15 protein-coding genes are annotated in these 13735 nt (G+C 44.1%); 13 read left to right on the top strand and 2 right to left on the bottom strand.

Annotated features, from left to right (window positions below):
* The first annotated feature begins 288 nt into the window (after nt 1-288).
* The 6 genes from NYE58_RS28125 (at nt 289) to thiI (ending at nt 5012) form a co-directional block, all read left to right on the top strand.
* Nucleotides 289-786 (top strand): YpuI family protein, encoded by a 498-nt coding sequence (locus NYE58_RS28125; protein WP_036683764.1) that lies wholly within the window; start codon nt 289-291, stop codon nt 784-786.
* Nucleotides 787-985: 199 nt separating this feature from the next.
* Nucleotides 986-1174: a DUF1540 domain-containing protein gene (locus NYE58_RS28120; protein ID WP_370511262.1), complete on the top strand. Its 189-nt coding sequence runs from the start codon at nt 986-988 to the stop codon at nt 1172-1174.
* Between the two features lie 12 nt (nt 1175-1186).
* Nucleotides 1187-1597, top strand: a complete 411-nt coding sequence (locus tag NYE58_RS28115) for a hypothetical protein (protein ID WP_076217851.1) — start codon at nt 1187-1189, stop codon at nt 1595-1597.
* Between the two features lie 186 nt (nt 1598-1783).
* Entirely contained in the window at nt 1784-2488 is a 705-nt protein-coding gene (locus NYE58_RS28110; protein ID WP_076217852.1) for a lytic transglycosylase domain-containing protein, read from the top strand.
* Between the two features lie 82 nt (nt 2489-2570).
* Complete coding sequence (locus NYE58_RS28105) at nt 2571-3722, top strand: cysteine desulfurase family protein (RefSeq protein WP_076217853.1); 1152 nt, start codon at nt 2571-2573, stop codon at nt 3720-3722.
* 3 nt (nt 3723-3725) lie between these two features.
* Nucleotides 3726-5012: a tRNA uracil 4-sulfurtransferase ThiI gene (gene thiI / locus NYE58_RS28100; RefSeq protein WP_081387486.1), complete on the top strand. Its 1287-nt coding sequence runs from the start codon at nt 3726-3728 to the stop codon at nt 5010-5012.
* A 67-nt stretch (nt 5013-5079) separates the two neighbouring features.
* Here thiI and NYE58_RS28095 read toward each other — a convergent pair whose 3' ends face one another.
* A complete protein-coding gene (locus tag NYE58_RS28095) occupies nt 5080-5772 on the bottom strand; it encodes a TerC family protein (RefSeq protein WP_076276751.1) in 693 nt (230 codons plus the stop codon).
* Nucleotides 5773-5943: 171 nt separating this feature from the next.
* Between NYE58_RS28095 and NYE58_RS28090 the strand changes: the two genes are divergently transcribed.
* The 6 genes from NYE58_RS28090 to NYE58_RS28065 all read left to right on the top strand — a co-directional run bounded on the left by NYE58_RS28090 (nt 5944) and on the right by NYE58_RS28065 (nt 11543).
* A complete protein-coding gene (locus NYE58_RS28090) occupies nt 5944-6603 on the top strand; it encodes a TerC family protein (protein ID WP_076136549.1) in 660 nt (219 codons plus the stop codon).
* Between the two features lie 220 nt (nt 6604-6823).
* The gene (locus NYE58_RS28085; protein ID WP_076129027.1) at nt 6824-7333 is read left to right on the top strand and encodes a hypothetical protein; all 510 of its coding nucleotides are present in this window, start codon (nt 6824-6826) and stop codon (nt 7331-7333) included.
* 205 nt (nt 7334-7538) lie between these two features.
* Nucleotides 7539-9380, top strand: coding sequence for a translational GTPase TypA (gene typA / locus NYE58_RS28080; protein ID WP_076129029.1), 1842 nt, complete (start codon nt 7539-7541; stop codon nt 9378-9380).
* Between the two features lie 129 nt (nt 9381-9509).
* Entirely contained in the window at nt 9510-9806 is a 297-nt protein-coding gene (locus NYE58_RS28075) for a YlaH-like family protein (protein WP_076179286.1), read from the top strand.
* Nucleotides 9807-9888: 82 nt separating this feature from the next.
* The gene (locus tag NYE58_RS28070) at nt 9889-10989 is read left to right on the top strand and encodes an LCP family protein (RefSeq protein WP_076129031.1); all 1101 of its coding nucleotides are present in this window, start codon (nt 9889-9891) and stop codon (nt 10987-10989) included.
* A 101-nt stretch (nt 10990-11090) separates the two neighbouring features.
* The gene (locus tag NYE58_RS28065; RefSeq protein ID WP_076129033.1) at nt 11091-11543 is read left to right on the top strand and encodes a pyridoxamine 5'-phosphate oxidase family protein; all 453 of its coding nucleotides are present in this window, start codon (nt 11091-11093) and stop codon (nt 11541-11543) included.
* A 55-nt stretch (nt 11544-11598) separates the two neighbouring features.
* Here the strand turns inward: NYE58_RS28065 and NYE58_RS28060 are convergent, their stop codons facing one another.
* Complete coding sequence (locus NYE58_RS28060) at nt 11599-12174, bottom strand: YhcN/YlaJ family sporulation lipoprotein (protein ID WP_076129034.1); 576 nt, start codon at nt 12172-12174, stop codon at nt 11599-11601.
* A 107-nt stretch (nt 12175-12281) separates the two neighbouring features.
* On the opposite strand from NYE58_RS28060, the gene NYE58_RS28055 reads away from it, so the two are divergent.
* Entirely contained in the window at nt 12282-13613 is a 1332-nt protein-coding gene (locus NYE58_RS28055; protein ID WP_036683710.1) for a PhoH family protein, read from the top strand.
* The last annotated feature ends 122 nt before the right edge of the window (nt 13614-13735 follow it).

The raw sequence follows: 13735 nt of genomic DNA, 5'->3' as shown, positions 1-13735 counted from the left end.
TCTATAGGTTTAGAAGAGAGCGTATCTTTTATGCATCTTAGAAAAGGATACCTTCCTAACGTTTTTTATGATAATATCAGAGAGAATAAGTATCTCGAATTGTCTTCTTGATTTTGTAAGAGATACCTCATTAGATGTTGTTCTTAATAATTGTCCAGAAGGTTAGACTTCTCTGTGTTCACATCCTGATATTGCAAGAATAAAGAGATACGTCTTTAGGGCGGTTTCTTTCAGAGGATTAACTTTATTGACTACAAGAGCAGGGAATAATAAGGAGGAGCAACCGCTATGTCAGCAGCCAATGTGCAGAAATTATGTGAATCGACGAGAGATAAACTTAAAGTGGTAATCGACAAAATGGAAGTATTTCTAAATGAGCATGCATTGCCTCAGCTTGTAGTTGAGGGAGATGAGGAAACCGTACAATTTTACCAAGGTTTTCTGTCCGATCTTCGTCACCTATTAGTGTTCTCGGAAATGTCATATGAGAAATTAGGCGTTGCGCTGCGTCGTGCGACATTCGATGAATCTTTTGCACAGAAAGCGCTTTATAATGTATATCACTATGGTGTGAACAACTTCTTTTATCCGAAAAATGAAAGTTATTCTGAAGATGGCCGTTACGCTTATACAGGTCAGGATGCAATCCGTTTCCGCAAAAAGCCAGTACGTCCCGCACGTGATATCATCCTAGAAATCACCAAAACGTATGAAGATCTTCGCGATGATCTCATTTATTATGAGAACGACTATTTGACCGAGAAACGTATGCAAAATCAGGTTTAACTTCTAAATAGTGATCTAAAGGGATCAGCACTTTGTCATTTTTGTAATGACGATGAGCGGGTCCTTTTTTGCGTGGATTAAAAGCCTGTCTCGATACATCAACTGGAAACCACTCTGTCGAATAGCGGGTAAATGGAGCGGACATAATGAAGCCGAGGTGATAATTATGTCGAGTGAAAAACCATTAGTAAAATGTAGCGTGAGCAATTGTCATTATTGGGGCGAGCATAATTTATGCCGGGCTGAAGAAATTGTCATCGAGATCGATAAGCACGTAGGCAATGGTTATAAGGAAGAATATGCTGAAGAAATGACAAATGAAGGTCACCGCGATCATGCCAGTACATCATCTGCAACATGCTGTCTGACGTTTAAGCCGAACGCTTAGGAGGCCGCCAGAATGGACACAGAAAAGGATAATGAATCAAGCTCATCACGGGAACAATCCGGTCCGAGAAAAGTCATTCTTCGTCCGCGGAGAGTGGACTATCCTCGTCGGGACAGAGAGCATCGCGAAGAATACGCTGCTGAGGTAAATCCGGTTCCAATGCAGGTTCGGGATGCCCCGCGGAGAGTGGAAGAGCGAAAGGACAATGAAGCGGATTATAGTGGAAGCCGGGTAATGGGGTATGTTGGACTGGGGATGGGGATCGCCTCATTGTTCATCTGGTCCTTTATTCTCGGACCCATCGCTGCCGTAGTTGGTTATTATTCCTATGTCAAAGAGCAAAAAACGCTTGGGGCCTGGGCAATGGGCTTAGGGATTGTTGCGACACTAAGTTACTTTGTGATGATTCCCTTTGCGCGCTAAAAAGAACTGAATGGCTTTGATCTAAACAGGCTTTTAGACCTAAATATCAGGGTCTGAAGTCTGTTTTTTCATTCCAACATATAGCAATAATCTCAGATAAAATGTAAGATTAAGCCGTAATTCATCGAAATTTCAACGCGAAACCTTATATATGATTCGAGTAGGACAAAAAAGGAGTGCGCCAGCATGCAGATCAATCCCGCTGTAACCGACGGGTTAGGGCAGCTTAAATGGATCAACCTTAAGGCTACAACCGAAAAAACTAGCTCCGCGAATGGAAATGAACGGTCAACGGGAGTTTCAGCTTCTGGATTTGCGACAATGCTTCAGGCAATGTCAACGAGTAGTGAAAGTTCAAGCTATTTGACTTCTCTCCCGGATGCAACTTCAGTCAGCAGCTTGTTATGGCAGCAGATAGGTGGGACAACAGAAACCTTCAATAACATAATTTCCGGGGAAATAACGGGTTCCACACCTACGAGCTATGATGATCTCATCCAGAAGGCGAGTGCTAAATATGGCGTGCCGATTGATCTGATCAAAGCAGTGATTGATACTGAATCTTCGTTTAATCCTAATGTGGTCTCTTCGGCAGGGGCTAAAGGTTTAATGCAGCTTATGGATGGCACCGCGAGCGGCTTAGGGGTTACTGATTCATTCGATCCGGAGCAAAACATTGATGGCGGCGTACGTTATTTATCTTATCAACTGAAACGCTTTGGCGGAGAAGAAAAGATGGCACTTGCAGCGTACAACGCAGGGCCGGGACGGGTAACAGATCTGGGAGTAACCAATGATCAGGAATTATTGGAGAAACTTAGCCTGCTTCCAAAAGAGACACAATCTTATATCTTTAAAATAGAACGCGCTCGCGCTCAATACGCGGTATAATAAAAAGGATCAAACGGGAAACACCGTTTGATCCTTTTTCGATAATAAGTTCACTCAACGAAGTAAAGGAGACATTTGACATATGCTTTACTGGGATTATGCCGCCGCTACACCGCCCTATGAAGAAGTGGTGCAGACGATGGAACAAATTATGAAGCTGCATTATGCGAACCCTTCCTCTTTGCACCGTGCGGGCAGTGAAGCGGGTAAGCTGATCAGACGGTCGCGTGAAGTATGCGCTGCTGCTTTATCTGTACAACCGCAGGAGATTCTATTTACTTCTGGTGCAACGGAAAGCAATAATTTGGCGATAAAAGGCGCTGCTCTGCAATATCAGACTAGAGGTCGCCATTTGGTAACTACAGAAATAGAGCATCCCTCTGTATATGAGAGTTTCCTGCAATTGCAGCGAATGGGCTGGGAGGTTACTTTTGTAGCACCCGATAGCACTGGCGTTGTTGATCCTGATCGCGTAGCTGCTGCTGTCCGGCGCGACACAGTGCTTGTTAGTGTGATGCATGTCAATAACGAGATTGGAACGATACAACCGCTTAAAGAGATGGGGAAGCTGATTAAAGCTGTGAATCCGCGAACCTTATTTCATGTAGATGGTGTTCAGGGATATGGTAAGCTTGCAGTTGATTTAAAAGATTGGCAGGTGGATCTTTATAGCCTGTCTCCTCATAAGCTTCGAGGCCCACGTGGAGTGGGATTACTGTATATCAAAGAGGGAATTAAGCTATTCCCATTGCTTACAGGGGGCTCTCATGAAGAAGGACAACGCGCTGGAACTGAAAATGTACCTGCGATTGTCGCATCCTCCAAAGCTATCCGCATGAGTGGTGAGCAGCGCGAAACCTTCGTTGCCCAGTTGGTTCCACTCCGAGATCGATTATTACGCTTCTTGCGCACCGTTCCTGAATTTGTTATAAACAGCAGACAGGATGGAGCTCCCCATATTGTGCATTTCTCTTACCCTGGCATGAAGGGAGAGGTATTTGCCCGCAAGCTAGAGGAACTGGGGATGGCTGTCTCCACCCGTTCGGCCTGCTCCTCACGACTGGCTGAGCCTAGTCGTGTATTATTATCTATGGGTAAAGATGTCTCCAGTGCTTCAGGTGGGATTCGTATTAGCCTTGGTGACAGTCATACAGATGAGGATGTCGCTGCGCTTGAGCAAGCATTAACCACTGCGGTACAAGCTTTAAAGATTGCTGAAGGAGGAATGAAGTAACAAATGAGCATGATGAATAAGGAATCTGCAGAAGGCAGAGCCCATAGTATAGAATACGCTGATATGCTGCTCCTGCGTTTTGGAGAGTTTACTTTAAAGGGCAAAAATCGTACCCGATTTGAAAAAACCGTACTGCGTCATGTGAAGGAATTGATTAAGCCTTATCCAAACGTAGTTCTGAGCAAGGAATTCGGAAGAATTTACGTGGAATTGAACGGGGAATCTGCGATTGAATTGGTACAAGCACTGAAGAATGTATTTGGCATTGCTTCAGTTAGTCCAGTGAAGGTTTCTAAGTCAGAGCTTGAGGATATTGTAGCGGTCAGCCGTCAATTTTTGGAGATAATCGCGCCTGCTCAGGGCACCAGATTTAAGGTTAATGCTCGGCGGGTATGGAAAGAGTTCCCTTACGGCTCCATTGAGATGAATAAACTGATCGCGACACCACTATTGCAAGGATATCCTGGCCTCACCGTAGACGTTAAATCGCCTGAATTAGAGCTGAGGGTCGAAATTCGTCAGGGACATACTTATATTTTCTGTGAAAATATTGCCGGTGTAGGTGGATTTCCATTAGGCACTAACGGAAAAGCGATGTTATTGCTGTCCGGTGGCATTGATAGTCCCGTAGCAGGCTGGTCATCCATGCGGCGCGGACTTGAAGTGGAGTGCGTGCACTTCTACAGTTATCCTTATACAAGCGAGCTTGCTAGACAAAAAGTTGTGGATCTTGCGCGGGTATTGTCACGTTATGCGGGTGTAATCAAGCTGCATCTGGTACCCTTTACTGAAGTGCAGACTTCCTTTACCGGCATCGGCCAGGATAATCTGATTATTACACTGATGCGGCGGGCAATGCTGAGAATTACTACCCAGCTTGCTGAGCGGGAAGGTGCATTGGCGATTGTAACCGGGGATAGTCTGGGACAAGTCGCTAGCCAGACCTTGCCAAGCATGAACGTGATTGGCCGGGCGACAACCCTCCCCCTTCTGCGTCCGCTGGTAATGATGGACAAAAGTGATATCGTGGACCTGTCGAAGAACATCGGTACCTATGATTTGTCTATCCTTCCTTATGAGGATTGCTGTACTTTATTTGTTCCAAAATCACCTACAACAAATCCGAATTTACGGATTGTGGATAAGATAGAGGCTACGCTTCCGGGATATTCTGAACTTCTGGAAGCGGCGATTGAAGCCACAGAGACCGTGTTAATCACTCCCTATGGAGATGAGAAGCCTAGTGATGTTGTAAGTGTCGAGGCTGGTTTACAGGAAGAATGGTTCTAAAGTAATAAACCAAAAAACTGCCTTGAAGCGTAATGAAATCTACGTTCTGAGGCAGTTTTTTTGTGGTTTAGACGATTGTGCCCTCCTGAGGCTCTTCTGGTTTTGATTGGCGTTTCCAATGTCCCGCTGCCAAGATACCTATAATGATCACGATTATAAACAGATATTTGAGCAGCGGATGATGATCAAAAAATGGCACAAGCTGATGTTCATCCGTAATCATACTTGAAGCAGTAAAACCTAAGACAGCAGAACCAATATAAATGATCCATGGATATTTGTTGATTAATTTAATAAAAAGGGTACTTCCCCACACAACGATGGGAACACTGATCAGCAGTCCTATGATAACCAGTGAGATATTATGCTTGGCAGCTCCGGCAATGGCGATCACATTATCAAGGCCCATGGCAGCATCAGCTAAAATGATTGTCCCTACAGCGGACCACAAGCTTTGACCTGCCTTGATATCTGTTGATGTGTTCTCACTGGTTAACAGCTTATAGGCAATCAGAATGAGTAAAATCCCTCCGGCAAGCAGTAACCAGGGGATTTTCAAGAGCCATACGACCAGAATCGTTGCGAAGATCCGCAACACTACAGCACCTGCTGTTCCAAATACGATAGCCTTCTTTTGCGTGTCTGACGGTAAATTACGCGCCGCAAGACCGATCACAATGGCATTATCTCCCGCCAAAATAAGATCTAGAAAAATAATGTTGAGCAGCGATAATATAAACTCCCAAATGGATGTATTCAAAGCGAAGTCACTCCCAAGTTTGTTAGATTGAGCTTCAAAATATGCTTAGTTTTGTATACGCAAAAAAAGGAGCCAACATGCGTTCACGCTCAAAAAAAGTTGGACAGGAAGCATAGCTTGTCATTTCCGAACATACAAGTAGTTACATGTGACTCGGGGAGGTAAGTGCGAATGGATTCATTATTGCTCCTTGGTGAAATATTGATGATTAATCTGGTGCTGAGCGGAGATAATGCAATGGTTATCGCAATGGCCAGCAAGGATCTTTCGGCGAAGCACCGAAAGACTGCAGTATGGTGGGGCTCAGCAGGCGCAGTTGTTCTGCGGTGTTTGCTTACTTTTGTTGCGGTATTGCTATTAAAAATCCCTTATATTCAGGCTGGAGGGGGAATGCTGCTGCTATGGATAGCGTTCAAGCTGCTTTTGGAGGAAGAGGAGGATCTCAGAGTAAGGGAATCATCCTCAGTCTGGAAAGCAATCCGGACGATTCTTGTAGCAGACTTCATTATGAGCCTGGATAATGTACTAGCCATTGCAGGAGTAGCTAAAGGAGATTTGGCTTTAATTGTCATCGGGATTGCCCTTAGCATTCCGATAGTAGTGTGGGGAAGCGGCATTATTGTAGGCTGGCTGCACCGGTTTCCAGTGCTCGTATTTATCGGTGCTTATATATTGGCGTTTACAGCAGGGGATATGTTGCTTCAGGATGCAAAATTAGGGACGATGCTCTCCTTTTTGTTCCCTTCCTCACATTCCTATTTGCCCATTGCCTTAGGAATATTAGTTGTCGTTACGGGAGCAATAAAACGCAGAAAAACATCTGCAGGTTAATAAATTGCAATAAAAGGCAATACTAAACGGACATCTCCATAAATTGGAATTGTCCGTTTTTTTTGCGTGATCAGAAGCGCTTATCGACACTGATTAATCACAGGGAGTGATGGCATTTTGCGTATGTTTCGGATAATATATGAGTAAGAATCCTGTCGCTTTCAGGCTATAAGGTGACGAGGAAATGAGGTAGACGTGAAATTGAAGGGATGGGTGAAGGATGTCTTCAAAGAAAGATATACAGCTAGGAATTTTTATTGTTGCTGCTGGCATCGTGATTTTATTAGGTAAGCTGGGCGTCTTCGGATTTTTGGGGCGCGCGCTTTGGCCTCTAGTGATTTTAATTCCAGGAATAGTACTACACATGTTATTTTTCAGCCGTCGTGCTTCGGCCTCGGTATTGGTTCCTGCCGGGATATTAACGGTGTATGGTTTGTTGTTTGGCCTCTGCAATATTTGGGGATGGGGGCTTATGAGAAACTTATGGCCTGTGCTGTTGCTTGGTCTTGCCGTGGGCTTGTATGAATACTCCATCTATGAACCTAGACGGACGGGTGGCCTGTCAGCAATTGCTGTAACATTAGGCTTACTAAGCCTTGCACTTTGTATTTTCAGCCTTATGGGCACCGGCGCGATCTACCTGATCGGGATTGTATTAATAGCTGTAGGAATTTGGCTGATTACCGGTCGAGGCAGAGCACGTGGCCGGAATAGATGGTATCGAAGCTAATTGCTGTAGGATCTTGTGAAAAAAAACGGAAATTGGTAACTGTTTTTTCATAAAAAGACTTGCTTTTCATGGTACTTTCACTATAATATTAATGTTATGTTGAAGCGTCGGCTTTCTGCCTGGCGCTTCTTTTGTGAGACTGCCGTGACATGCTATGAATTTTAACAGTTTTAATTTGATAAATGAGAGGATTTGGATACAAATCATGCATTCAAGAAAAGATATTCGCAACATTGCGATCATTGCCCACGTTGACCATGGCAAAACAACACTCGTCGATCAGCTCCTTCAACAATCGGGGATCTTCAGCGCCCATGAGCACTTGCAAGAACGTGCTATGGACTCTAATGATATCGAACGGGAACGTGGAATTACAATCCTAGCTAAAAATACAGCAATTACTTATAAAGAGTTTTTGATCAACATTGTGGATACACCTGGACATGCTGACTTTGGTGGCGAAGTAGAACGGATCATGAAAATGGTTGACGGTGTATTGCTGGTTGTTGATGCTTATGAAGGCTGCATGCCGCAAACGAAATTCGTCCTGCGTAAAGCATTGGAACAAAAACTTACACCGATCGTTGTCGTGAACAAGATTGACCGTCCAGCTGCTCGTCCTAAGGAAGTTATTGATGAAGTGCTCGATTTGTTCATCGAACTTGAAGCAAATGACGAACAATTGGAATTCCCTGTTGTTTATGCATCTGCTCTTAATGGTACATCAAGCATGGTTCCTGAGAAACAAGATGAAACGATGCTTTCGCTCTACGAAACCATTGTTGAACATATTCCAGCTCCAACCGAAAGTGTTGAAGAACCGCTTCAATTCCTCGTAACGTTGATGGATTATAACGAATACTTGGGTCGTATTGCGATTGGACGTGTTAACCGCGGTGTGATCAAACAAGGTCAATCTGTAACAGTTATTATGCGTGATGGTAAGAGCAAAACTGCACGTATCGAGAAATTGTTCGGCTTCCAAGGTTTGAAACGTATTGAAACAGAGCAAGCGGGCGCAGGGGATATCGTTGCTATTGCAGGAATCAAGGACATCAACATTGGTGAGACCATTGCTGATCCTGCAAACCCTGAAGCACTTCCGGTTCTGAAGATTGACGAGCCAACCATGCAAATGACATTCCTAGTGAATAACAGTCCTTTTGCTGGTAAAGAAGGTAAATGGGTAACTTCCCGTAAACTACGTGAGCGTCTATTTAAAGAACTTGAAACAGACGTGAGTTTGCGTGTGGAAGAAACTGATAGTCCTGATGCATTTATCGTTTCTGGACGCGGTGAGCTTCACCTTGGTATTCTGATCGAGAATATGCGTCGTGAAGGTTATGAAATGCAAGTTTCTAAACCACAAGTAATCATTAAAGAAATCGACGGTGTCAAAATGGAGCCGCTTGAGCGTCTAATGATTGATATTCCAGAAGAGAGCATGGGCTCTGTTATGGAGAGTCTGGGTACTCGTAAAGCCGAAATGGTCAATATGATTAACAACGGTACGGGTCAAGTACGTCTGGAGTTCCTGATTCCTGCACGTGGATTGATTGGTTACAACACTTACTTCTTGACTTTGACACGTGGTTACGGCGTTATGAACCATGCTTTTGACAGCTACGCTCCACTGGTTGCTGGTCAAGTTGGCGGACGTCATCAAGGTGTGCTTGTAGCAAGTGAGACTGGATCAACAACTCAATACGGAATCGTGGGTGTTGAGGATCGTGGTATTCTCTTCTTGGATGCAGGTACAGAAATTTATGAAGGTATGATCGTAGGCGAGCATACCCGTGATAACGATATTATCGTTAACATCTGTAAGGAAAAAGCACTTACCAACATGCGTACCTCAGGCAAAGATGATACTGTAAAAATGAAGACACCACGCACCTTCTCTTTGGAAGGCGCACTTGAATATTTGAACGATGATGAATATTGTGAAATTACACCTAAATCCATTCGTTTGCGTAAAAAGATTCTGAACAAAGGCGAACGCGAACGTGTAGAGAAACAACGTAAAACAGCACAAGCCAACGCGTAAACACATGCTTATGAATAAGACCGCCGGATTATTGCATCCGGCGGCTTTTTTTAATATAAGAAACAAAAAATTCCCCTACTGATGATATAATGTAAACGTATCTTAAATTTGGGAGGAGTGCGGTTATCTATGCAGGTGTGGTTCGCTGAGCATCCAATCGTCGCTTATATTGTTATCTTTATATTGCTTACTTTTGTTTATAATCAAGTCTTTCGTGTGAATCAAAAGTTATCGATTGGCAAGGAAATCATGCTCTACATAATGATGGCGGTTGGCTCTGGCATGCTCCTCATTTTCCAACATGATAAGCTTCCGATTATCCAGTGTCTGTTGGTTGCTGTCGGATTAATGCTGATGGTACGGATACGTTATATAGTAGAAGCTCGACAGAAGAGAAAGGCTGCGGCAGCAGCGAAGAGATCGTAATCGCAACTTTTGTACCTTAAGGATCGTCTAATTAATGTAGCAATTCTAATTCTAAATGAAATGAAAAGGACTTTATTCTATTATGAGTACAAGAAACAGCGGTTTACCTCCAAGAGCAAACGGGCAACAACCTACTAATAGAAAACAGCCTGTGAAGGGTGCTTCTAAGAAAAAAACGAAAAAGAAAGTGAAAAAGAGAGGTTTTTTTGGCAGATTAGTTAGAGTATTGTTAACTTTGCTAATTATTGCGATCCTCGGCGTGTTGGGTTATGGCGGTTATCTGTATTGGAAGCTTGAGCATGGCGTATTTAATGCAGGGGTTGAGGGTACGGTTGCTCCAGGGCATTCCGCTTCAGAAAAACCACTGACAATGCTTATACTGGGAACGGATAACAGACCTAAACACGAGTCTTATTTGACTGACGTGATCATGGTTGCAGCACTTAATCCTAAGACTAAATCAGCGACTATTGTTTCGCTTCCTCGTGATACCTATGTGGAGCTAAGCGGCTATAAGAAGACGAAAATTAATGAATTTTATGCTCGCTTCAAGGGTAAGGAGAAATCCTCTGGTCTACTGGCTGAAGATGAGATGAAGACGATGATGGGTAAGTATCTGGATATTGATGTAGATTATACAACGATTCTTGATTTTCAGGGCTTCCGTGATGTAGTGGACGAGCTTGGGGGAGTCGAAGTAAATATTAGTGAAAATATGTGTTATACAGACACTGTGGATGGCACGAATATCAATCTGAAAAAGGGTCCGGCAGAGCTGGATGGAAAAAATGCACTGGACTATGTGCGGTATCGTAAATCCAATTGCAAGCCTAAGACCAACGCATCAGATGATTTTGATCGCAACAAACGCCAGAACGAAGTTCTGAACAGTCTGGTGGATCAGATGCAATCGCTTGGTGGCGTATTAAAAATCGGCAAGGTGCTTGATGCAGTGGACAGTAACATGAAGACAGATATCGAAAATTCGCAAATCAAAGATATGATTGCGACGTATTGGAAGATTTCCAAAGAGAATATCGAATTCAAGCCGGTTACTGGAACATGGCGAAGTCCATATGTATATATTAATGATGAGGAGTTTGAGGCCGCTAAGAAAAGCTTGCAGGATCGAATTGCAGGAATTTCCACGGGAGCTGATTCGACAGCTGCTGAGACGCCTTGAGGACCTTAATATCTTCCATAGCTAAAATTGAATGCAAGTTTCAGCCTGTGCTATAATATAATAAATCGAATGAATTAACGTCGCATAGGGGGCCAGTACTTATGTCCGAAGCCGTTGCTCAGCTGAATGAAACTTTGCTATCGATGCTGCAATCGGAAACCTTTGTTCTTCTAAACACAGTTGATGCGGAGACAGGCGGTCCTACATCCACAGCTATTTCGTGGCTTTATGCTGTTAGTCCTAGTACTGTGCGTTTGGCTATTGATCATCGTTCAAGACTTGTGAATAATATGAAGGTTAATCCATTAATAACTATAACTGTGTTTGGTGAAGGAACTGTCTATGCCATTAACGGTAGTGCTGCTGTAAGGCAGGACCCGCTAGAAGATGTTCCTTTTAAGATGTGCTGTTTTGATGTTGAAATTCAAGCGGTCCGCAACGCGCTTTTTTACGGCGCGCAGCTGGACTCCGCCCCAAGATATGCGAAAGTTTATGATGGACGTGCCGCTGAGAAGTTGGACGGACAAGTATTTGCTGCCATGAAAAAAGCCTAGTGAAAATATCACTGGGCTTTTTTTGAACTCAAAGAACATCTTTTGTTCTTAACCTCTACTGTGCATTTTTTTGCGGCTTGGTATCCTCTGGCAGCTGTGGCATGATTCGTCCGATAATATCGGCCAGCTCGGATGAGAATCCGGATATCGGATGTCCCTTGGAGATATGGCGGCTCATTTCCGCTAATCTGCTGGAGAGATCCATATCCGCAGTGACAAGCGCCCGTACACTTCTTGGGTCTTTGCGGATGGCTTCCGCTACAGAATATTTGATGCTTCCTACACGTGAACGGCCCAGAGAACCTTCTACATCAAGACCAACAATGGCAACTTTGTTCATGACTACACAGTGTGCGCCATTTACACCGGGAACTCTTTTGGCCAACTGTTCAAAATGATCCTTAAGTGCAATTTCACTTTCTCCATTAACATTGACGGCTTGACCAGCTTTTGAGGTGGCTTTAGGATTAGTCGCACCATCATTGGACAATTGCCGAACCTCATGGTTCCCCGTACCCTTTACAGCATTCGCAGATTGTTTATTCTGAGGAGAGGGTGATGTCTTTTTATTAGCGATACCGCAGCTTGTCAGTAGCAGCAGTACCAGCAACAGACATATTGATTTTCTCATATGTGATTACTCCTTTCAGCCAAAGAATCGTTTCTGTACCATATCTTTTCCCTTGGCGGAAAGAGTTATGTATGATCAATCAAACCAGGCGCTGTGGAGGGGATAATATGAACAAGATATTTGTGCTAGATACCAACGTGCTTTTGCACGACCCCAATTCAATTTTCTCTTTCAAGGAGCATGAGGTGGTTATTCCGGCTGTTGTGCTGGAAGAAATCGACTCCAAGAAGCGCAATGCTGACGAAATCGGTCGGAATGCCCGTACGGTATCCCGATTGCTTGATGGACTCCGGGAACTAGGTCATTTGCATAGTGGTGTGGAACTGGAGCATGGAGGCAAGCTGAAGGTAGAACTTAACCATCGCAGTTTTGTGAAGGTACAGGAAATGTTTGGTGAGGTGTCTAACGACAATCGGATTTTGGCTGTTGCTCTCAATTATTTGAATGAAGAGAATGAGAAGCCCGATCCGCGTCCCGTTGTGCTTGTGAGCAAGGATGTACTGGTTCGTATTAAAGCGGATGTACTTGGAATTACGCCAGAGGATTATTTGTCAGATCGTACTGGAGACTTAAATGAACTATACACTGGTTACCAATCTCTGCAGGTTCATCCCGCATTGATTGATGAATATTACAGTCACCGCTCTCTGACGGTAAAACAGCTTGCGTTGTCGTATCCGTTGTACCCTCATGAATTTGTGATTCTCAAGGATGAGATTGGCACTGGCAAATCAGCTCTTCTCAAAGTGAATAGTGATGCCACACGTCTGGAGCCACTCTATCTGGGCAATGATTCGGTTTGGGGGATTAGCGCCCGTAATGCTCAACAACGAATGGCACTGGAGCTGCTGCTAAATGATGAAATCCCACTCGTAACGATCACGGGTAAGGCTGGGACAGGGAAGACGTTATTGGCGCTTGCAGCCGGACTATTCAAAGTGGAGGATGAACATAAATACAAAAAATTGCTTATCGCCCGTCCGGTCGTTCCTATGGGTAAAGACATTGGGTATTTGCCCGGTGAGAAGGATGAGAAGCTTAGACCCTGGATGCAGCCTATTTATGATAATCTGGAATTCCTGTTCGATACCAAAAAAGCTGGCGATATCGATAAAATCTTAATGGGGTTAGGAAGTATACAGGTAGAAGCCTTAACCTATATTCGCGGCCGTTCAATCCCATCGCAGTTCATTATTATTGATGAGGCGCAGAACCTTTCCCGCCATGAGGTGAAGACCATTGTCTCCAGAGCGGGAGAAGGAAGTAAAGTCATTCTAATGGGCGATCCAGAGCAAATCGATCATCCATATCTGGATGCTGCGAGCAACGGACTGAGCTATATCGTCGAGAAGTTTAAACAGCAAGGGATTAGCGGGCATATTACTTTGGAAAAAGGTGAGCGTTCCCGCTTGGCACAATTGGCCGCGGATCTACTCTAACGGTTCATCAATCCTATTTTCAGCCGGGAGAAGCAAACACTCCCGGCTTTTTCCTGCCCGCCCGGAAACGGCAGAGGAATTTAAAGTTGGTTGTGGTGATTAGAGCCATGGAAAGAAAGTTT

The organism is Paenibacillus sp. FSL L8-0708, assembly GCF_038009325.1.
In the GTDB taxonomy this organism is placed as follows: Bacteria; Bacillota; Bacilli; order Paenibacillales; family Paenibacillaceae; genus Paenibacillus_AQ; species Paenibacillus_AQ odorifer.
This window is presented reverse-complemented; position numbering and strand designations above follow the sequence as displayed.